The organism is Streptomyces albospinus (assembly GCF_014648695.1).
Lineage (GTDB): Bacteria > Actinomycetota > Actinomycetes > Streptomycetales > Streptomycetaceae > Streptomyces > Streptomyces albospinus.
This window is the reverse complement of the sequence record NZ_BMRP01000007.1, coordinates 147,376-166,529: the sequence shown is the minus strand read 5'-3', so window position 1 is coordinate 166,529 and position 19,154 is coordinate 147,376. Positions and strand designations below refer to the sequence as shown.

Genomic DNA, 19,154 nt, shown 5'->3' with positions numbered 1-19,154 from the left:
GTGAGGCAGTCTCTTCGTAACGTGGATGCCGGCACGCTGATGTCGTAGGTGAGGCCGGGGAGGGCGCGACCGCTGTGGAGAGTGCACGTGATCGACACGGGTGACATCGACGTCTACCTGGGCGTGGACGTGGGCAAGGGCGAGCACCATGCCACCGCCCTGACTCCGGCGGGCAAGCGGGTCTTCGACAAGCGGCTGCCCAACACCGAGCCGAAACTACGTGAGGTGTTCGCCAAGCTGCAGGCCAAGCACGGCACTGTGCTGGTGGTGGTCGACCAGCCGGCTTCGATCGGAGCTCTTCCGCTGGCGGTGGCCCGCGACACGGGCTGCAGCGTCGCCTACTTGCCCGGCCTGACGATGCGACGGATCGCCGATCTCTACACCGGTGAGGCCAAGACCGATGCCCGAGACGCGGCGATTATCGCCGATGCCGCGCGGACGATACCGCACACGCTGCGAAACCTGGCGCCGTCCGACGAGACCGTTGCCGAGCTGGAGATGATCGTCGGCTTCGACGACGACCTGGCCGCCGAGTCCACGAGGATCAAGAACCGTCTGCGTGGCCTGCTCACCCAGATCCACCCGTCGTTGGAGCGGGTCCTCGGTCCCAGACTGGATCATCCCGCCGTCCTGGCACTCCTCGAACGTCATGGCTCCCCGGCCCACTTGAGAAAAGCCGGGCGACGCCGGCTGGTGACCCTGCTTCGGCCCAAGGCCCCGCGGCTGGCCGAGCGCCTGGTCGAGGACGTCTTCGACGCCCTCGACGAGCAGAGCGTCGTCGTGCCCGGCACCGACGCAGCCTCGCTGATCGTCCCCAGCCTCGCCAGCTCACTCACCTCCGTGCTCGACCAGCGCAAGCACCTCGCCTCCCGCATCGAGGAACTGCTGGAGGCCCACCCTCTTTCCCCGGTCCTGACCTCCATGCCCGGCATCGGGGTCAGGACCGCAGCCCGCATCCTCATCGACGTCGGCGACGCCAGCGCTTTCCCCACGGCTGGCCACCTGGCCGCCTATGCCGGACTGGCACCCGTGACCAGGAGCTCCGGCTCCTCCATACGCGGCGAGCATCCCTCCCGACGAGGCAACAAGCAGCTCAAACGAGCCTTCTACCTCGCTGCGTTCGCATCGCTGTCCCAGCCCGAATCACGCACTTACTACGACAAGAAGCGACGGCAGGGAAAGCACCACGTCGCCGCCCTCGTCTGCCTCGCCCGGCGGCGCATCGACGTGCTCTTCGCCATGCTCCGCGACGGCACCTTCTATGAGCCCCCTACCGCCATCGCCGCTTGACGAAAACCATAGGGGCACCTTTTGGCAGCCGATGTCACACGCCGGCTGCCCGCACGGGAGGCTCTGCCCCTTCGCGGTTCTCGGGCCGACTGCTCCAAGATCTTCTCTGTCGTGCACCCACATCGCTCCGCATCGGTCCAGCGGGCCTTACCGGGAGTAATCTGGAACTACCGAGGGCACTCCGCACACCAGCTCCCATGCTCGTGTCGTTTTCGGCGATTCACGACACCGGGCCGGTCACGGTTGGCCCGGGGCAGGGTCCGCGTCATGACCACGACCATTGCGTATACGCCGGAGGTCGAAGACCGGACCGCTTCGCTGCCCCTGCGACTCGTGCTGGCGCCGGCCGGCAGTGCTCCGGCTCTGCTCGACGGTGCGTGGTGGCCCCGCTCCCGTGACCTCGCGGCGGAACTGCCCGCACTGACGGCCGTCCTCGACCCACTGTGGGGGCGGATCACCCATGCCACGGTGAACCCCACGTTCTGGCCGGTCATCCCACGGAAGGTGCCCGTCGACGGGCATGTGGTGGGTGTCGGCTGGTTCAAGGCCGAGCAAGATCCCCACAAGCTGCTGCTGTTCTCCTACACCGTCGGCCGTTGGGACCTCCTGGTGATCCCTCCGGAGACCAGCCCCGCCACGGCCGCCCGGCTCATGACCGAGGCCGCCGATCCGCGGTGCACCCTCACCGCGAGCGCCCTGATGGACGAAGCGGAGCAACGCCGGATCGCGGAGGAGATGGAACTGTCCCTGGTCTCGGTCTGGGACTCCGAAGGCGGCCATGGTGCAAGCCTGCCGACCTCACGTTCGCCCGCCCAAGCAGCCATTGCCCAGGTACCAGATGCCACGAAAGGTGCCTGAGCATCGTGTCAGTCATCGGGAGCGCGACGCCGGTCCCGCAGCCTGCTCCGGAGGAAAGCTCCAGGCCAACCAGCCTGGGGCTTATCTCTTATCCGGACCTTTCCACCGCACGCCACGCCATTCAGCCGGCGTCCCTGAAGGAGAGACTGACACGCCGCCACTGGCTCAATGAGCCCTCTGGCCCGGTTGGCCGGGTCACTCTGTGCGAGTCGATCACGGTGGTTTCCGGAGCCCGCGTGCACAGTCGCATGAGGGGGTCTGCCAGTCCTTGCGCGGCCGGCGGCCGCCGAGCAAGGCGTGAACTTGTGCTCCGGCCCCTCACCGAGCGGGAGGAGCCGAAGGGCCGCAACGGACTCGAACACTCCGACCGTGGAGTGCGGCAGGGCCTCGTTGCCTCCCGCCCGCGCTCAGTCATTCACGGACCGGCTCACCTTCCCCTCCCCCTCATCCAGACCCGCGCGCAGTGCTACCGGAGCCAAGCCACCGAAGTCGAACGCCAGGCCGCTCGGTGACCGACCCGTTGGAGCCGGCCGGCATGGCGGGTGACGTCGCAACGAGGCTGCTTGGTGAAAGGGCATGGGTATGGCGGCAGGTGAGCGGGAGGCGGACACGGGCGCCGTGGACCGGTCGGAAGGGTTCGGCGAGCGACTGCTGGGGGTGCTGCTGGACCGGGCGCACGAGATGCCGCCGCAGTTGATCGCCCCGCTGACCGCGGAAGAGGTGGCGAGCGTCGGCGGCCGTCACGTCTCGATCCTCCTCCAGGACTATGCGCAGTTGCTGCTGGTGCCGCTGCCAGGCAGGCGGCTGACCGTCGGCCGGCCCGAGCTGATCGATGACTCGCACGCGGGCACGGCCTTCCTGTCCGGGGCCCCTGTCGAGGTACCGCAGGACGACGGCGTACGGATGTATCTGCCGTTGCTGGACGGCAGCGACCAGGTGGGTGTGCTGGCCCTCACCCTGGACACCGTCGATGACGATGACCGGCGCTTGTTGCGCAGACTCGCCGGCCTCGTCGCCGACATGCTGGTCACCAAGCACAGCTACACCGACCAGTTCTTCCTCGCCCGGCGCCGCGAACCGATGAGCTTGGCCGCGGAGATCCAGTGGTCCCTGCTGCCGCCGCTGGCGATGTCCGTCCCGCAGGTCGCGGTGGCGGGAATCCTGGAGCCCGCCTACAACGTCGCCGGCGACAGCTTCGACTACGCCCTCAACGAGGACATCCTGCATGTGGCCATGGTCGATGCGATGGGCCACGGCCTGGATGCCGCCACCATGGCGACCGTCGCCATCGGCGCCTACCGGCACGCCAGACGCGCCGAAGTCGGTCTGTCCGAGATCTACGCGTTCATGGACCGGGCCATCGCCGAGCAATTCGGACCCGACCACTTCGTCACCGCGCAGATGATGCGCCTCAACATCGCAATGGGCCACCTGCAGTGGGTCAACGCGGGCCACCCCGCACCGCTGCTGATCCGCAACCGCCGGGTCGTCCGGCAACTGGAGAGCCCGACCACCTTGCCGGTCGGCTTCGGTGGTGAAGAGCCCCAGATCAGCGAGCAGATGCTCCAACGCGGCGACCGGGTGCTGTGCTTCACCGACGGCCTGATCGAGGAGCACGAAGCCGGCGAAGAGCAGTTCGGCGAGGAACAACTCATCCACTGGGTCAACCGCATCGAGCACTCAGGGAAGGGGCCGCGGGCGGTGGTGCGCTCGCTCTCCCACACCCTGAGACAGGAGCGGGGCGGGAGCACCAGCGACGACGCAACCCTCTTCCTGATCGAGTGGCGCGGGGGCGCCGCCGACCACCTCGCCGTCCCGGAGTGAGCCGACAGCCGCACCACCATGCGAGGGCTGTACCGGGCCAGCTCTCCCGCCGCGGCGTCTTTGCCGGTCAGACAGGATGCCCCAAAAGCCCACCTGATTCCCGAGCTCGGAGCGCGGGTTCGATTCCCGTCACCCGCTCCATAGTTGAGGCCCAGGTCAGCGACCTGGGCCGTGTCTATTGCCTGGACCTCTCAAAGGCCGCGTGCCCTCCTCGTGCCCCAACTCGCGGAAAGGGGCCGGCTGGAGGGGATCGGACCACCTGCGGCACATGCGTCTGGGCGGAGATCGCCATGCCCCCGCAGCGAGCCACCGGCCAGCACATCATCCTCCACCCCCGATGGGCCGCCCGAGCTGTCGCACACCGTTCAGGTCACCGGCACGTCCTGGTCGGCAGGCCGCAAAGCACCGACACAGCCACGGGGAGGTGGCTACACGTGGAAGGGGACCGTGGTGATGACGATCTTCGGCAGTGGGCGCAGGGCGTGCCGCAGCCGTGGGGCGATCCTGCTGTGCAGCAGGCGGTAACGCCGGCGCACGGTGACGATCTCCGGCACGATGACCGTCACGGTGAGGTCCGGGCGCTTCGCGTGCAGGGCTTCGATGTAGTGGACGAGTGGTGCGACGATCGCGCGATAGGGGGAGACCACGACTTCCAGCGGGAGGTGGTCGCCCCACAGGGTCCAGTACTGGCGGAAGCGTTCGGCCTCGTCCTCTTCGGGGCTGACGTGGAGGGCGAGTACGGGCTGGTGGAGCGAGGCGGCGTAGGCCAGTGCGCGCATGCCGGCCAGGTCCATGGCCGCGATGGGGACGACCGACAGGTGGCGGATCTCCTGGGGTGTCTCCTCGTCCTCTTCTTCCGTCCGGGCGTCGGGAAGTGCCGTGGGGGACTGCGGAGTTGTCGCCGCGGACGGTGCCGCGTCGGGACCGGGGCGGGCCGGGAGGGTGGGGGTGGGCAGCTCGATGGCGTGCGGGTGCAGACGAAGAGCCTTGCCCACGGTCTCGTAGTGGTGCCGGATGCGCATCGTCACCACGAGGAACAGTCCGACGGCGAGCACGGCGACCCATGCGCCCTCGGTGAACTTGGTGAGGCCGGCGGTGAGGAAGACGACGGCCGACAGCAGGGCGCCGGTGGCGTTGAAGAACAGGCTCTTGCGCCAGTGGCGGTCACGCAGGCGCCACCAGTGGACCACCATTCCGGCCTGGGACAGGGTGAAGGCCAGGAAGACGCCGACGGCGTACAGCGGGATCAGGGACGCGGTCGTGCCGTTGAAGGCCACGTAGACCAGCGTCGCCGCGATCGTCAGCAGAATGATCCCGTTGCTGAAGGCGAGGCGGTCGCCCAGGCGCAGAAAGAGCTGCGGGGCGTGTCGGTCGCGGGCGAGCAGGAACAGCACGCGGGGGAAGTCGTTGTAGGCGGTGTTCGCCGCGAGCAGCAGCACCGCGGCCGTGGCGGCCTGTGTGAGGGCGTACAGCGGTCCGGAGCCGAAGCTGTGGTGGGCGAGTTGGGAGAGGACCGTCTCCTGGGTGCCGGGCACGACGCCGTCGAGTCGGACCATGGCGATCGTGCCGGCGAACAGCGCGATGAGCAGGCCGATCATCCAGGTCAGCGTGGTACGGGCGTTGCGCCACTCCACGGGCTCGAATGCCGGCACCGCGTTGGAGATCGCCTCGATACCGGTCATCGCCGTGGCCCCGGAGGCGAAGGCGCGCGTCACCAGCAGTACACCGACGCTCTCCGTGGCGTTCAGGTGCGGAGCCGCAGTGGGGTGGAAACCGCGGCCGGCGGCGTCGACGAGGCCCACGGTGACGAGCGCGAACACCGCGATGATGAAGGCGTAGGTCGGCGCGGCGAACAGTGCGCCGGCCTGCCGGATGCCTCGCAGGTTCCCGGCGAGCAGCAGGGCGATCACACCGACGCCGATCGGGACCGCGTCGGTGGCGAGTGAGGGAACCGCCGAGGTGATCGCCGCCACCCCGGAGGCGATCGACACGGCGACCGTGAGGATGTAATCGGTCATCAGGCCGGCGGCGGCGATCAGTCCGGGAACGCGGCCCAGATTGTCGCTGGCGACGATGTACGAGCCGCCGCCGTGCGGATACGCGCGGATCGTCTGGCGGTACGACACCCCCACCGCCAGCATCAGGAAGGCGATCGTGGCGGCGATCGGCACGGAGCAGGCCAGTCCCGCCGCGCCGCCGAGCACGAGGACGGCGAGCATGGCCTCGGGCCCGTAGGCAACCGAGGAGAGCGCGTCGGCGGACAGGACGGGCAACGCCACCAGCTTGCGCATCCGCTCCTGCGCGATCGCCGTGCTTTTCAGGGCGGCCCCCAGGACGACGCGTCGCACGTGGTAGCCGAAGCGGCCCAGTCGGCCGGGCGGCAGCTCTCCCGCGGCCTCGCCGGGGGCGGGCGGCCGCCCGCCGAGAGGCGAGACGCTGACCAGACGACCCCACCCGACAGGCTGGATCTCCGCGGGGGACGGAAAACGGCCCAGATCGGAATCCACGGGCAGCGCCCGGTGCCACGCCTCGGGAGCCGACACCCGCCCCCATTCACGCCCCACCCGACGCAGCAGCCGCAGCTGCTCCTCGTCGAGCCCCGGCAAGACGGCCGAAGGGCTCAGCGCACCGGAGTCCCGGCCCTCTCCACCGCCATCACTCTGCACGTGCGACACGTGACGTAGTGTCACCTATTGGTGCCCCTCGGAACCGCACCTTCGAGGCGACCTGCGTCCCTGTCGTCAAAGGAGCGCCGAAGCCTCGACGGCTGCCTCACCGCTCGCCGGGTTCACGGCCCGTCCGAGGCTCTTCCGCGGGAACCGGGTATGCCCGATGGGTGCCGGTGTCGATGAGGATCTGCTCGGCCTGGGTGAGGTTGCCGGCCTGGACGGCCCTGGCCATGGCGGATCGGGCGGCTTCAGGTGTCGCGTGCGGCGGGACCACGAGCAGGGAGAAGTGGTCCTGGTCGCCTCGGGTGATGAGGACGGTGTCGTCGCCGACCGGGAAGGAGTCGATGTGCACGACCCGGTCGTCGATGACCAGACGGGTCGGTAGTCCTTCCCAGGCGCCGGCGTCGAGGCCGACGCGCAGGACGGGTCCGAGGTGCTCGGTCAGCGCGGAGATCAGGCTGGGGAGCTCGGCGCCGATGTCGCGTGACCGCGGCCACCACGCGCCGTCGAGAACCTGCTCGCGGGTGTGCGTGGTCGCCACGCCTCAACAGGGCCGCCCCGGGCCTGACGGCGTGGTGCACCGCGTCCGGCAGAAGCTGCGGGACGCCGGGAGTGTCGGAGTCGGCCATGTGCATTCGCCCGCCTTCCAGCGCGGTGCGTCCGCCCGGCGAGGCGACCTCCTCACTGCACCGTACTCCGCGTGCCGGGGCACGGTCGCACCCCGCGGTGACTGCGCCGGATCCGCGTTCGCCAGGAAAGATCCTGCTCACGTACACCGTCACGGACGGCCTTGGCCGGAGTAGGGTGAAGAGACCGGGAGTATTTCGCACACCGGCTCCCACGCCGGTGTCGTTTCCGGCGAGCAACAACACCGGGACGTTCGACGACGAGCCCCGGGGACAGGTCCGCGCCATGGCCGCGACCATCGACCGCGTCATCATCGGCGAGCGCGCACCTTCGCCACCGGCCCGCCTCTCCTTCACTCCGGCAGGATCGCCTCCGGGTCTTCTGGACGGTGCCTGGTGGCCTCGCTCTCGCGATTTCTTCCGTGAACTTCCCGCTCTGATAGCGGTGTTGGACGCGCGCTGGGGCCGGATCACTCATGTCACGGTGAACCCGACCTACTGGCCCGTGGTGCCGCGCAAGGTGCCGGTGGCCGGTCACACGGTGCACGTGGGCTGGTTCGCGGAAGAGCAGGACCCGAACAAGCTGATCCTCCTCTCCTACACCGAGGGCCGCTGGGACCTGCTGGTGATCCCGCCGGAGACCCATCCGGCCGCCGCCGCCCGGCTGATGTCCGCCGCAGCCACCTCCGGCGGCCTGCTGACCGCCAGCGCCCTCATGACGAGCGAGCACACCACCCATGACGCACAGGAGAAGCTGTGGCGGGAAGAGGACTGGGAGACCGACGGCGGAGCCGTCTCGGCAAACGGGGGCCGCGCATGACACCGACCTTTTTCTGAACCGGGGGCGGTGGGTGTGACGCGACGGCATCACGCCCACCGACACGTCGTCCTGCTGTTCCACGCGAGCGAGGTCACCATGAAGCCACCAGAACTCCCCTCGGCCGGGCGCGCCGACGTACGCATCGTCGCCGCGTCCCCCGAAGCCGCCCGTCAGGTCGCAGACGTCCTCCGTCGTCGCTTCGCCGCCACCGAACAGCGCAGCTACCCCGTCGACGACTCGGGCGGAACCCGCCTCCACCTCACCGTCGACACCATCCACACACCGGAGCCGGCGCAGCCCTGGCTGGTATCCAGTCGGCCCTCCGGGGACGTCCGCCCCCAGACAGACGAAATCTGAAGCGAAGGCCCGCAAGGGCGGTGGGGCAGGCGTACCACCGCGCCTGGCCCACAGGCACCGAGTCGGTGCCCGGCACGAGTGAGCAGCGATCATGGCAACACTGCACGAGCGGAAGCACTACCGCGAGACGATCATGAAGGCCCTGTACGAGACCACGGAAGGCAATCGATTCCTCGGCGTCACCGGGGCGAAGCTGCGCGACGATCTCCAGATCCCCGAGCAGGATCTGGCCGCCGCCTGCGCATACCTGGTGGGCGAGGGGCTGGTCACCGTCGACTGGGCGCAGGGAAACACCCCCGTGATGGTCACGCTGACGCACCAGGGAATCCGGCTCCTGGAAGCCGAAGAGGAGGAACGGGGCTGACGGCGACACGAAGGCCGCTTCCGGGAGCCCAGCCACCCCACTGCCGCACAATCCCCCTTATGCCGTCAAAGCGCCTCGGGCGTGGCATGAGAGGCGGGACTTGGCCAGCGAGAGCCGTCCGCCGTCCGGAGAGCCGTCCTGCCTCCAGTGCTACGCCAACGTGCATCGAGTCTTCGCCCTGCCGGAGCCCCTTCACCCAAGCAATCCACGCCTACGTCGGCAGCTTCCCCGGTGGCGAACGGCGAGGTGCCCTACGCGACGACGCTCCTTTCGCGGCCGCGTCGACCACCGTGCCAGTGCCGTGCCCGACAGAGCGGTAGGCATCGGTCAACCGCGGGCCAGAGATGCAGCCGGGAACCCCGCCCCAGGTGCGGTGTTTTCGCTGGTCAGGCAAGCATTGAAGTCGTGAAAGCCCCCTGATTCCCAAGCTCAGAGCGCGGGTTCGATTCCCGTCACCCGCTCCAAGGACTCAGGCCCAGCTCAGGGGTACAACCCCCAAGCTGGGCCTCTGTGTTGTCCAGGCAGACTCCGGCACCGGGCGCCACCCCCGCACCACCTTCGCCCTCGTTCGGTCGCTCAACGGCCGTTCTCCGCGCGGCCCGCACCATCTGATCCCGCCCGCCGGCCACCTCCCGCCGCCTCTCAAGGTCGGAGTGCTGGTAGATCATTGCGGCCTTCCCGGACGGCTGGCCGGCTCGCGCCATGGTGTCCCTGGAGGGTGGCCCCGGATCGGGTCGCGAGCGTGTGACCGGTGTGACGTGGGCCGTAGAAGCGGAGGTTCTCCGGCATCCTCACGGCGGCACGTGCTCGGCGCCCTTTCCGGCCGAAGGAGGAGCCGCGGAACCGGGCTCTCTTCTCCCCTACGAACAGAAGCCCGTCCTTCCCGGGCTCAGGCACAAGTCCGGGCCCGGTCCACGCAGCCACCACCACCTGGGCCACCACGCGGACGGCACGGCGCCCAGGCACGCCCCCGGGACCCCGCCGGAGACCATCCGCCACAGCATCCGGCGCCACCAGGAACTCCGCCCACGGCACCCGGCGAAACTCCGGGACGCGCCCAGACGCTTCACCGGCGCCGTGCGCGACGTCGGTGCGGACCGGGCGGCGGCACCCTCTTCTGGCCCAGGAGTGGGAGCGATTCCCCGGTGATACGCGTGCCGGTCGGGGAGGACTCCGATCGCTGGGTCGGTCGGACGACGTGTCGTCGGGTATCGCTCGTGGTGCCCCACGTCAGCTCTGCCGACGGCTGTTGGACGTGGTGCGGGTGTTCCATGACGATCTCCGGGTGCAACTGCTGGTCATGTCCACGGAGTTGTCCGCGTTCCAGGGGGGCGTCCGTGAGCTGTTCGCCGCGTTGGGGCTGCCCCCGCGGCAGGGGATGGCCGGATCTCGTGCATCGCCGGACGGGCCGGGTGATCGGGCCGCCGGCCGCGATAGCCGACAGGTACGGTTTGGCCATGGATGTTTCCGGAACGAGCACGGACGACGTGAACACCAAGCTGCCGGAGGCCGTCAAGGCCGCCGCGCGCCGCCTGCTGGTGGATCTGGGCGCCGGAGGGCTGTCCCTGGATGCCGTTGCCGCCGTCAGTGATCTTGCCGTGAGCGAGGTGGCGGCCGTCTTCCCGCACCGGGACGACCTGCTGACCGCGCTGGTCATCGATGCCTACAACGCCTCCGGCGCGGCGATGGAGCAGGCCGACCAGGCCGCCCGGGACGCGCAGGCGTCGGCGGGGGAGCGGCTGCTGGCGGTGGTGCGGGCGCTGCGGACGTGGTCCTTCGCCAACATGGCCGAGTTCACGCTGATCTACGGTTCGCCGGTCCCGGGGTACCACGCCCCGCAGGAGACGGTGCCGCCCGCCTCGCGCACCCCCGAGGCACTGGGCGCCATCATCCGCTCGGCGCTTCAGGACGGTGAACTCACCCCGCCCCGGCGGCCGTTGCCCGGGCCGTCGGTGCTGCTGCCGGCGGCCGTGGAGGTCTTCGGCGGGGCGCCCGAGGCCCCGTTCGCGGACCTCATCGAACGCGGCATGGTGCTGTGGAGCAATCTGATCGGGCTCCTGGTGTTCCAGGTCTTCAGCCGTACCCACGACAGCGTCCAGGACCAGTCGGCCTTCTTCGACCGCGCCATCGCCGTGGCGGCTGAGGGGATCGGGCTCGTTGTTCCCCTGGGCGAGCACACCGACTAGTTCCGTTCGCCGCGTGCGCGGCGCCGGCGGGGAATCAGGCCGTTGAACTCCACCAGAACCCTTTGCTTCGTCATAGCGGCGCTCTCGTCGTATGCCGCGCTCGTCTACCGGCTCACCCAGATGCGGCGCAGCTGGCGGGACAACGCCTACCGCACGCTGGTGATCACGCTGCTGTTCCAGTGCCTCACCTTCACGATGGGCGCCGTCGCCATGGGGAGCGAGCGCTTCCTGGGCGTCGGCAACCTCGCGATCCTGGTGATGCACGTCGCGGCGGTCGCCTTCTGCGTCAGCTCGCAGATCATCCTGCTGCGTTGGGCGACCGCCACCGAGGAGGCGGTGCGCAAGACCCGCTACTGGCTGATCACCGGTATCGCCCTCAACGCGCTGCTGATCGTGCTCTTCCTGATCGCCGACGGCCCGGGGCGGCCGGCCTCGGACTTCAACAGCGGCAGCGGTCAGCCGCTGGTCCTCACCTACCTCCTGGTCTTCATCGTCTCCCAGGCGGTTCCGTGCGTCACCATCTTCCGCCAGTGCGGCCCCTACGCCCGGATGACCGACAAGGCCGAGCTGCGGCAGGCCCTGCGCCTGCTCTCCGTGGCCGCGGTGGTCCTCTTCCTCTACTGCCTGTCCAGGACCGTCAACATCCTCACCTCGGCGTGCGGGATCGACATCGGCGTCTGGCAGCTCGCCGCCAACGTCTTCAGTGCGGCGGGCATCGCCACCCTCTCGCTCGCCCTGACGATCTCCTCCTGGGGACCGTCGGCCGGCAAGTTGCTGGAGTGGGCCCGCAGTTACCGCTCGTACCGGGCGCTGTACCCGCTCTGGCGGGATCTGTACGAGTCCTCCCCGGACATCGTGCTGGAGCCTCCGGGGGCCTCGGTCTCCGACCTCAACTACCGGCTCCACCGCCGGGTCATCGAGATCCGCGACGGATGGCGGGATCTGCGCCCCTACATCGAGCGCACGGCCAACGGGGCGCCCGGCGCGGACCGCGGGGCGAGCGAAGAGTCCCGGCAGGCGCTGGCCGAGGCGGCCCAGATCCGGCAGGCCCTGCACGCCAAGCGCATCGGCACCATCCCCGACGACAACAAGGACGCCGGCGACTTCGAGGACCGCGATACGAACAACTTCACGGCGGAAGTCGACTGGCTCACCAAAGTCGCGTACGCCTACCGTAAACTCGACAACGCGGGCTGATATCACCCGCGTTGGGAGCTCCCGCCCCGGTCTGTCCCCCGTCAGACCGGGGCGGGTTTTTTCTCGGTACTCCCCCGTTGCCCCCCGTCACTTGCGTTGTTCCCCCGTTGCTTCCCCCGCAGGATCCCCCGTTGCTCCCCCGTGTTCACCTGTCGGGCCGGGCGGGATGTCCCCGTCCGGTTCTGGACCGGCCCTTCCCCCGAGTGCCGCTCCAGGCCGACATGGCCGGCAACCAACTCGGCTACCCCCGTAAGCGAAGTTAGCTGACAGCTATCGGCGGGATCCACGGTGACGGAGTCTCGGCCGATTGTCAACTGACCGCTAATCTGCGAAACTGACGATTAGCCGAGGGCTAACGCCTAGGAGGTGACGGGAGGGAGACCCACAATGTCCGAGACTGAGGACCGGCCCAAACTGGCGGTACGTCTGGACAACCTCTTCAAGACGGTTCGCCCCAAGGGCAAGCACTGGACCAATTCCGAGGTCGCGGAGGAGCTGAAGCGGGCCAACCCCGAACTCCGCGTCGGGGGCGTGTACTTGTCGCAGTTGCGGACGGGCAAGCGGTCCAATCCCTCCCCGGACCTCCTGGACGCGCTGGCGCGCTTCTTCGGCGTGTCGGTCGCCTACTTCTTCGACGACGAGGTCGCCGAGTCGGTGCTCAGCCAGGTCGCCGCCATCGAGGCGCTGCGGCAGGCGGGCGTCCGCTCGGTGGCGATGCGGGCGGCCGGCATGAAGAAGGAGAACCTCCAGGCCATCACGGCCATCATGGACCAGTACCGGCAGATGCAGGGCCTGCCGCCCGTCACCGACCCCTCGGAGGGCGAGTGAGGAGCACGGGGGCGTGAGGGGCAGCAGGAAAGGCCGCGCGGTCGACCAGGACCGCCGCAGTCAGCTCAAGCGGCTCCGGAAGGCCGGCGCCCGGCGGATCACCGAACTCGATCTGCCGGAGGTCTCCGACGTCGCCGAGCTCTGCCGCCACCTCAGCGAGATCCGGGACCGTCCGATCACGCTGGTCCCGATGCAGATGCCCGCGTCGCACCCGTGCGGGATGTGGGTCGCCGCCCGCGACGAGGACCTGATCTTCTACGACGCCAACACGACCAGCGCGCATCAGGAGCACATCATCTTGCACGAGCTGGGTCACATCATCTGCTGCCATCGCGGGGCGGGTTGGCTGGACGAGGCGAGTGCCCGCCTCCTCTTCCCCAACCTCGACCCCGGCGTCGTGCGTGACATGCTCCTGCGCGCGACCTACGACGACGTCCAGGAGCAGGAGGCGGAGATCATCGCCTATCTGCTCTCCCAACGGGTGGGAAGCACCGCGGAACGGCACGGCGCACCCGTGGCCGGGGACACCGGACGGCCCCGGGACGCCGCGGACGCCGGGAAGACCGCCATGCTCAGCCGGATCGAACGCACCCTGATCTGACGTGAGGTGCTCATCCGCCCGCAGCCGCCACCTCCTCGGCCAGGATCGCCACGGCCCGTCGGACGTCGTCCTCGTGGTGCTCGCTGGTGACGAAGAACCGCAGCCGGGCGAGCCCCTCCTCCACGGCGGGGTGGAAGATCGGGTCGGCGATCACACCACGGTCGAACAGCCGGTCCGCGACGCGCAGGGTACGCGCCGAGTCGCCGAGGAGACAGGGCACGATCGGCGTGTGGGCGCTGGAGCCGGTCGCCAGACCGGCCTCGGTGGCCAGGCCACGGAAGAGCTCCGCGTTCCGACGGAGCGTGCGCACCCGGTGCGGTTCCGCCTCGATCAGCTCGATGGCGGCCAGCGCCGCAGCCGCGTTGGACGGGGTCAGGCCGACGCTGTAGACGAAGCCCGGCAGTGTGTGCCGGAGCCACCGCACCATCCGGGCCGAGCCGCCGAGGTAACCGCCGCAGCTGGCAAAGGACTTGGAGAGCGTGCCCATCCACAGGTCCACGTCGGCACGGTCGACGCCGTGGAACTCACCGACGCCGCGGCCACGTTCACCCACCGTGCCGATGCTGTGCGCCTCGTCGACCATCAGCAGGGCGCCGTACCGCTTCTTCAGCTCGACCACGGCGGGCAGGTCGACCAGGTCGCCGTCCATGCTGTACGCGCCCTCGACGGCGATCAGCACCCGCCGGAAGCGGGACCGGTTCCGGCGCAGCACGTGTTCCAGCCGGCCGATGTCCTCGTGGGCGAACGGGCGCCGCGCCGCACCGGACAGGGCGATGCCCTGGAGGATGCTGTCGTGGGCCAGCGCGTCGTGCACCACGAGGTCCCCGGCGCCGACCAGGTGGCCGATCGCGGTGACGTTGGTGGCGTGACCGCTGACCAGGGCCAGGCAGTCCCCGACGCCGAGGAAGGCGGCCAACGCCCGTTCCAGCCGTACGGTCAGGTCCCGTTCGCCGGAGAGCACCCGGCTGGCGGAGACCGAGGTGCCGTACCGGTCTATCGCCTGGTGCACGGCCTCGTTGACCGCCGGATGGCCGGAGAGTCCCAGGTAGTTGTAGCTGCCGAAGGACAGGTACGGCCGGCCGCCGATCACCGTGGTGTCGCGGATGATGCCCTGGTGCACCCGGAAGTACGGGAAGTCGGCACCCGTGTCGGCGATCGAGGTCAGCAGGTCCTCGAACCGCCGCACCTCGGGGAAGTCGTCGACGCACGCGGTGGCGGCGTCCCAGTCGGCCCCGGTCTGCCGGGGCAGTGGCGCCCCGGTGGCCGGCGGCTCCGTGAGGTGCGGGTCGACCAGCGCGATCAGCCGCTCGACGGTGAGGTCGGGCTGGAACATCTCGTCGGTGCGGAAGCCCGGTATCCGCTTGCCGATGTTGATCTCCAGCTCCTGCAGCATCAGGGAGTCGAAGCCGAGATCGGCCACGAGGGCCATCGGCTCGCTCAGGTCGGAGAGGGGGAAGACGCCGGCCCGCGAGACCTCTTCGAGCACGAGGGAGGCGGCGGACGCGGTGCCGGTCCGCGGCGCCACCGCGGGCGCCGGCCCGGCCGGGACGGGCTGGACGGACTGCTCCGCCCCGGCCGTTCCGAGGGCCCGGGCGGGAGTGTCCTCGGCGGGGGGAGTCTCCGCGGCATCGCGGGCGGCGTCGTTCACCACCCAGTGGCGGCGCGGGGCGAGCGGGCTGGGCGGCAGGGTGCACGGGGGTATCCGCTCCCCTTCCGGACGGAGCCCGGCGCCGCCGATCGCGCGCTCGGTGAGCCCATCCGGCGTTCCGGTCCGGCCCGCCGCCACGGCGTCGGCCGCCGCGGTCAGCTCGGCGACGGCTTCGGCGGCGTCCTCAGCCACCACGGCGAGGCGTTCCGGAAGCGGGGCCCGGCGGGCCAGGGTGTCCGCCACCCCGTCCAGCGGAAGCCGCTCGCCGACGATGGTGTCGGACACTTCCCGGGCGTAACGGGCCAGCCCGGCCCGGTCGCGGGCACTGAGGACGAGGAGGTGCGGCCCGCCGTCCGGTGCCGGGCGGACCGGTGCCGCGGGGGACTCCTCCACCACCAGGTGGACGCCGGTGCCGCCGAAGCCGAAGGCGCTCACTCCCGCCCGGCGCGGACGGCCGGATCCCGGCCATCGGGCCGGCGCCGTCGGGACGGTCAGCCCCGCGGCGTCGAGACCGGCCCGGTCGGCCAGGTCGAACTCCGGCTGCGGCGGTACCACTCCCCGCTGCACGGCCAGCACGGTCTTGATGAGCCCGGCCATCCCCGCGGCGTTGAGCGAGTGCCCGAGCACCGCCTTCACCGCGCCGAGGAAGGCGGGGGCGCTCCGCGCACCGCGCAGTTCGCGCAGCACACCGAGCTCGACCGGATCACCGACCGCGGTCCCGGTGCCGTGCGCCTCCAGGTAGCCCACCGAGTCCAGGGACACGCCCGCGTCCCGGTAGGCCCGGCGCAGCGTACGGAGCTGGCCGGCCACCTGGGGATGCAGACCGCCCTGTACGGTCCCGTCGTTGGCCGTGCCCACCCCGCGGATCACCGCGTAGACCCGGTCGCCGGCCGCCAGCGCGTCGGCCAGCGGTCGCAGCACCAGCAGCCCGGCGCCCTCTCCCAGGACGAAGCCGTCGGCCTGCGCACCGAACGGCAGGCACCGGCCACTGCGCGAGATGGCGCCGATCCGGCACAGCCCGACCAGCAGGTCGGGGGTGAGCATCAGTTGCGCGCCACCGGCGAGGGCGATCCGGCAGCGGCCGGCGCGCAGTGCGAAGACGGCGTTGGCGACGGCCATCAGCCCGCCGGAACACGCCGAGTCCAGCGCATAGCTCTCGCCGTGCAGATCGAAGACCGAGCTGATCGTGTTCGGTCCCATGTTGAGCAGGAGCCCGGCCACGGCCGTGCCGTGCAGCCCGTCGACCGCGCGGACCATCTCCGGCCAGCGGGGATCGGCCGGTCGCGCCCCGAACTCCCCGCCGGCCAGCTGCCGCATCCGGATCTGCATGAGGGAGATCTCGCGGTAGCCGCTCTCGGTGAGCGAGGTGATCACCGAGGTCTCCTCGCGGTCGAAGCCCTCGGTCTCCCACCCCGCGTCCTGGATCGCCTCACGGGCGAGGTCGATCAGCAGCCGGTGCTGGGGGTCCATGGACTTCGCCCGCCGCGGCGGGATGCCGTAGTGCGCGGCGTCGAAGTGGCCCACGTCCGGCAGCAGCGCCATGGTGTCCGTGTAGGCCGCGGAGGAGTCGCGGAAGCTGTCGCTGAGGAAGGCGGCGGCGCGCCACCGCGCGTCGGGGACGGGGGAGAACTGCGCCTGCGGGTCGGTGAGGAGCCGCCAGTACTGGTTGACGTTCCGTGCCCCGGGGAAGCGGCAGGCCATTCCCACGATCGCGATGTCCGCGGGCCGGGCTCCCGCCGCATCCACAGGGGAGGCCGGACCCGCCGCGGGATCGTTCGCTGCCACAGGATTCACCTGGTGCCGACCGGTCGCTCACGCCACCAGTCCACGGTCGCCCTGACCTGCTCGTCCAGGGGGGTGGCCCGTACCGCGAAGGCGGCTTCGTACGCGCTCGCGTCGACCACGAAAGGACGGTCGAACTGGTACCGGATCTCCTTCATCTCGCGGATCAGCGGGGAGAGCAGCGACGCGACGGCGAGCACGGCCGGCGGGATCGGGCGCACCGCGACCGGCCCCGTTCCCGACTCGGCGGCGAGGAGGTCGACCATCTCCCGGGCGGACCGGGCGGGCTCGTTCGGCACGTGCCAGGCCCGGCCCCATGCCTGTTCCGCACCCGCGACCTCGACCAGGGCGCGGGCCACGTCGGGGAGGTAGCACCAGCTGTGCGGGGCGTCCGGGTCCCCGAACGTGGAGACCGGCTTGCCGCGCAGCAGCCGCGGCACGGCCCGCCCGGCCAGGTGCCCGCCATCGGTCACACCGGGGCCGAAGAAGTCCGAGGCCCGCACCTCGACCGCCTTGATCCGGCCCTGTTCGTGCAGTTCCCGGGCCTGCTGCCAGATGGCGGCGCGGATCCGCCCCTTGCGGCTGGTCGCCGCGAGCGGGAGCTCCTCGGTCATGGGGCCGTCCACCGGGCCGTAGCCGTAGAGGTTGCCCAGCATCACCAGGACGGCGCCGCTCGCCTCGGCCGCCGCGCAGAGCGAGGAGGCCAGCGGCGGCCACTCGTCCGCCCAGCGGTGGTAGGGCGGTCCGGCGCAGTTGAAGATCGCGGCAGCCCCCTGCGCGGCCTCGCTCAGCCGCGTGCGGTCCGCCGCGTCGAACGCGAGATGCTCGATGCCGGGCTCGGGGCTTCTACCTAACTTGGTTACGACTTGCACCGAATGCCCCTTCTCGACCAGTAGTCGAGCGGTGGCCGCCCCGGCGGGCCCGAATCCTATGACGACGTAATGGCTCACGCGCGCACACTAGCGCGGGGGTGCGTCACCCTCGGCGCCGCTGCCCGAAGGGTGCGTCACCTGGGGGCGGGCGCCCGCGATTTTCGGCCAGCCGGGCGGCGGGCGGGCCGGGCGCCCGGGCGCCCGGGGCGCTCATCGGTCCGCTTCCGCCCGCTCGTCGATCCGGCGGAGTTCGGCGATCTGCCCGGCCCACCGGCACACCGCCGGACGCCCCCCTTCGCCCAAGCGATCCGCGTTCCGTCGGCAGCGGAGCCCGTGCCGCGCAGCGGGCCTCCCCCTGCGGGAACAGTCCCGCTCCGGGGCCGAGTGCACCGCCGTGCCACTGTCGTGCCGGACAGAGGGGTGAACAGCGGTCGGCAAGGGGCGGTCGGTAGACGGGAGTTAGGGGAGTTAGGAGAGTTAGGAGAGTTAGGGGAGTTAGGGGAGTTAGGGGAGATCCTGAGGGGGTGGCGGGGGAATGCCGGGACTGCGGCCTGTCGGTGTGTCAGGCCGAAAGGCCGGCGTCCCGGGCCAACAGCGCGGCCTGGACCCGGTTTTCGCAGTCCAGCTTGGCGAGGATGCGGCTGACGTAGGTCTTCACCGTGGCCTCGCTCATGTGGATGCGCCGCCCGGCGTCGGCGTTCGAGAGCCCTTCGCCGAGCAGTGCCAGTACGTCGCGCTCCCGCCCGGTCAGTGCCGAGATGCGCCGGCGCGCCTCCTCGCCACGGCTCACGGCGGGCTCCGCTGCGAGCGAGTCGGCCACGTGCCGGGTGGCCGTGGGTGACAGGTACGCCTTGCCGGCAGCGGCTGCCCGTACCGCCGCGATCAGTTCGCCGGGTGCGGTGTCCTTGAGCAGGAAGCCCGCCCCGCCCTGTCGCAGTGCCCGCAGGACGTTGTCGCGCTCCCCGAAGGTCGTGAGGATCAGCACCCGTATACCGGGGGCGGCCCGGCCGAGTTCGGCCAGGGCCGAGAGGCCGTCCAGAAGGGGCATCTGGATGTCGAGCAGGGCGACATCCACCGTGTGGCGGAGGGCCAGCTCGACCGCGTCGCGTCCGTTCGCCGCCTCGGCCACCACCTCGATGTCGTCGGCGGAGGTGAGGATCATCTTGATGCCCGCCCGGATGAGCGGCTCGTCGTCGGCGACGAGGACGCGGATCACCTGGTCTCCTGTCTGC

General features: G+C 70.5%; 14 protein-coding genes and 2 pseudogenes. 10 read left to right on the top strand and 6 right to left on the bottom strand.

Going from position 1 to position 19,154, the window contains the following annotated elements; all coding sequences use genetic code 11:
* Window positions 1–87 precede the first annotated feature (87 nt).
* The 3 genes from IEZ17_RS12620 to IEZ17_RS12610 all read left to right on the top strand — a co-directional run bounded on the left by IEZ17_RS12620 (window position 88) and on the right by IEZ17_RS12610 (window position 3,972).
* Entirely contained in the window at window positions 88–1,290 is a 1,203-nt protein-coding gene (locus tag IEZ17_RS12620; protein WP_373299796.1) for an IS110 family RNA-guided transposase, read from the top strand.
* 267 nt (window positions 1,291–1,557) lie between these two features.
* The gene (locus tag IEZ17_RS12615) at window positions 1,558–2,148 is read left to right on the top strand and encodes a DUF5994 family protein (protein WP_189299490.1); all 591 of its coding nucleotides are present in this window, start codon (window positions 1,558–1,560) and stop codon (window positions 2,146–2,148) included.
* Window positions 2,149–2,730: 582 nt separating this feature from the next.
* Window positions 2,731–3,972, top strand: coding sequence for a PP2C family protein-serine/threonine phosphatase (locus IEZ17_RS12610; RefSeq protein WP_189299488.1), 1,242 nt, complete (start codon window positions 2,731–2,733; stop codon window positions 3,970–3,972).
* Between the two features lie 428 nt (window positions 3,973–4,400).
* Here IEZ17_RS12610 and IEZ17_RS12605 read toward each other — a convergent pair whose 3' ends face one another.
* Together IEZ17_RS12605 and IEZ17_RS12600 are read right to left on the bottom strand one after the other, a co-directional pair.
* Complete coding sequence (locus IEZ17_RS12605; RefSeq protein WP_229852211.1) at window positions 4,401–6,263, bottom strand: APC family permease; 1,863 nt, start codon at window positions 6,261–6,263, stop codon at window positions 4,401–4,403.
* A gap of 481 nt (window positions 6,264–6,744) precedes the next feature.
* Window positions 6,745–7,270 (bottom strand): annotated as a pseudogene (locus tag IEZ17_RS12600) (DUF5994 family protein).
* A 283-nt stretch (window positions 7,271–7,553) separates the two neighbouring features.
* Between IEZ17_RS12600 and IEZ17_RS12595 the strand changes: the two are divergent.
* The 3 genes from IEZ17_RS12595 (at window position 7,554) to IEZ17_RS12585 (ending at window position 8,808) form a co-directional block, all read left to right on the top strand.
* Complete coding sequence (locus IEZ17_RS12595) at window positions 7,554–8,087, top strand: DUF5994 family protein (RefSeq protein ID WP_189299686.1); 534 nt, start codon at window positions 7,554–7,556, stop codon at window positions 8,085–8,087.
* Between the two features lie 96 nt (window positions 8,088–8,183).
* Complete coding sequence (locus IEZ17_RS12590; protein ID WP_189299684.1) at window positions 8,184–8,444, top strand: hypothetical protein; 261 nt, start codon at window positions 8,184–8,186, stop codon at window positions 8,442–8,444.
* A gap of 91 nt (window positions 8,445–8,535) precedes the next feature.
* Window positions 8,536–8,808, top strand: coding sequence for a hypothetical protein (locus IEZ17_RS12585; protein ID WP_016577979.1), 273 nt, complete (start codon window positions 8,536–8,538; stop codon window positions 8,806–8,808).
* Between the two features lie 452 nt (window positions 8,809–9,260).
* Here IEZ17_RS12585 and IEZ17_RS45665 read toward each other — a convergent pair.
* Window positions 9,261–9,699: pseudogene (locus IEZ17_RS45665) on the bottom strand (hypothetical protein); the annotation flags it as partial.
* A gap of 566 nt (window positions 9,700–10,265) precedes the next feature.
* Here IEZ17_RS45665 and IEZ17_RS12580 point away from each other — a divergent pair.
* From IEZ17_RS12580 to IEZ17_RS12565, 4 genes are all read left to right on the top strand, one after another.
* Complete coding sequence (locus IEZ17_RS12580) at window positions 10,266–10,994, top strand: TetR/AcrR family transcriptional regulator (protein WP_189299486.1); 729 nt, start codon at window positions 10,266–10,268, stop codon at window positions 10,992–10,994.
* Between the two features lie 42 nt (window positions 10,995–11,036).
* On the top strand, window positions 11,037–12,191 hold the full coding sequence (locus IEZ17_RS12575; protein ID WP_189299484.1) for an MAB_1171c family putative transporter: 1,155 nt from the start codon (window positions 11,037–11,039) through the stop codon (window positions 12,189–12,191).
* Window positions 12,192–12,578: 387 nt separating this feature from the next.
* On the top strand, window positions 12,579–13,019 hold the full coding sequence (locus tag IEZ17_RS12570) for a helix-turn-helix domain-containing protein (RefSeq protein WP_189299482.1): 441 nt from the start codon (window positions 12,579–12,581) through the stop codon (window positions 13,017–13,019).
* Window positions 13,020–13,032: 13 nt separating this feature from the next.
* Window positions 13,033–13,620, top strand: coding sequence for a toxin (locus IEZ17_RS12565; RefSeq protein WP_189299480.1), 588 nt, complete (start codon window positions 13,033–13,035; stop codon window positions 13,618–13,620).
* 10 nt (window positions 13,621–13,630) lie between these two features.
* On the opposite strand, the gene IEZ17_RS12560 is transcribed toward IEZ17_RS12565, so the two are convergent.
* The 3 genes from IEZ17_RS12560 to IEZ17_RS12550 form a co-directional block, all read right to left on the bottom strand.
* The gene (locus IEZ17_RS12560; RefSeq protein ID WP_189299683.1) at window positions 13,631–16,969 is read right to left on the bottom strand and encodes an aminotransferase class I/II-fold pyridoxal phosphate-dependent enzyme; all 3,339 of its coding nucleotides are present in this window, start codon (window positions 16,967–16,969) and stop codon (window positions 13,631–13,633) included.
* Window positions 16,970–17,058: 89 nt separating this feature from the next.
* On the bottom strand, window positions 17,059–18,000 hold the full coding sequence (locus IEZ17_RS12555) for an NAD-dependent epimerase/dehydratase family protein (protein WP_189299478.1): 942 nt from the start codon (window positions 17,998–18,000) through the stop codon (window positions 17,059–17,061).
* A 484-nt stretch (window positions 18,001–18,484) separates the two neighbouring features.
* The gene (locus IEZ17_RS12550) at window positions 18,485–19,138 is read right to left on the bottom strand and encodes a response regulator (RefSeq protein WP_189299476.1); all 654 of its coding nucleotides are present in this window, start codon (window positions 19,136–19,138) and stop codon (window positions 18,485–18,487) included.
* Between the last annotated feature and the right edge of the window lie 16 nt (window positions 19,139–19,154).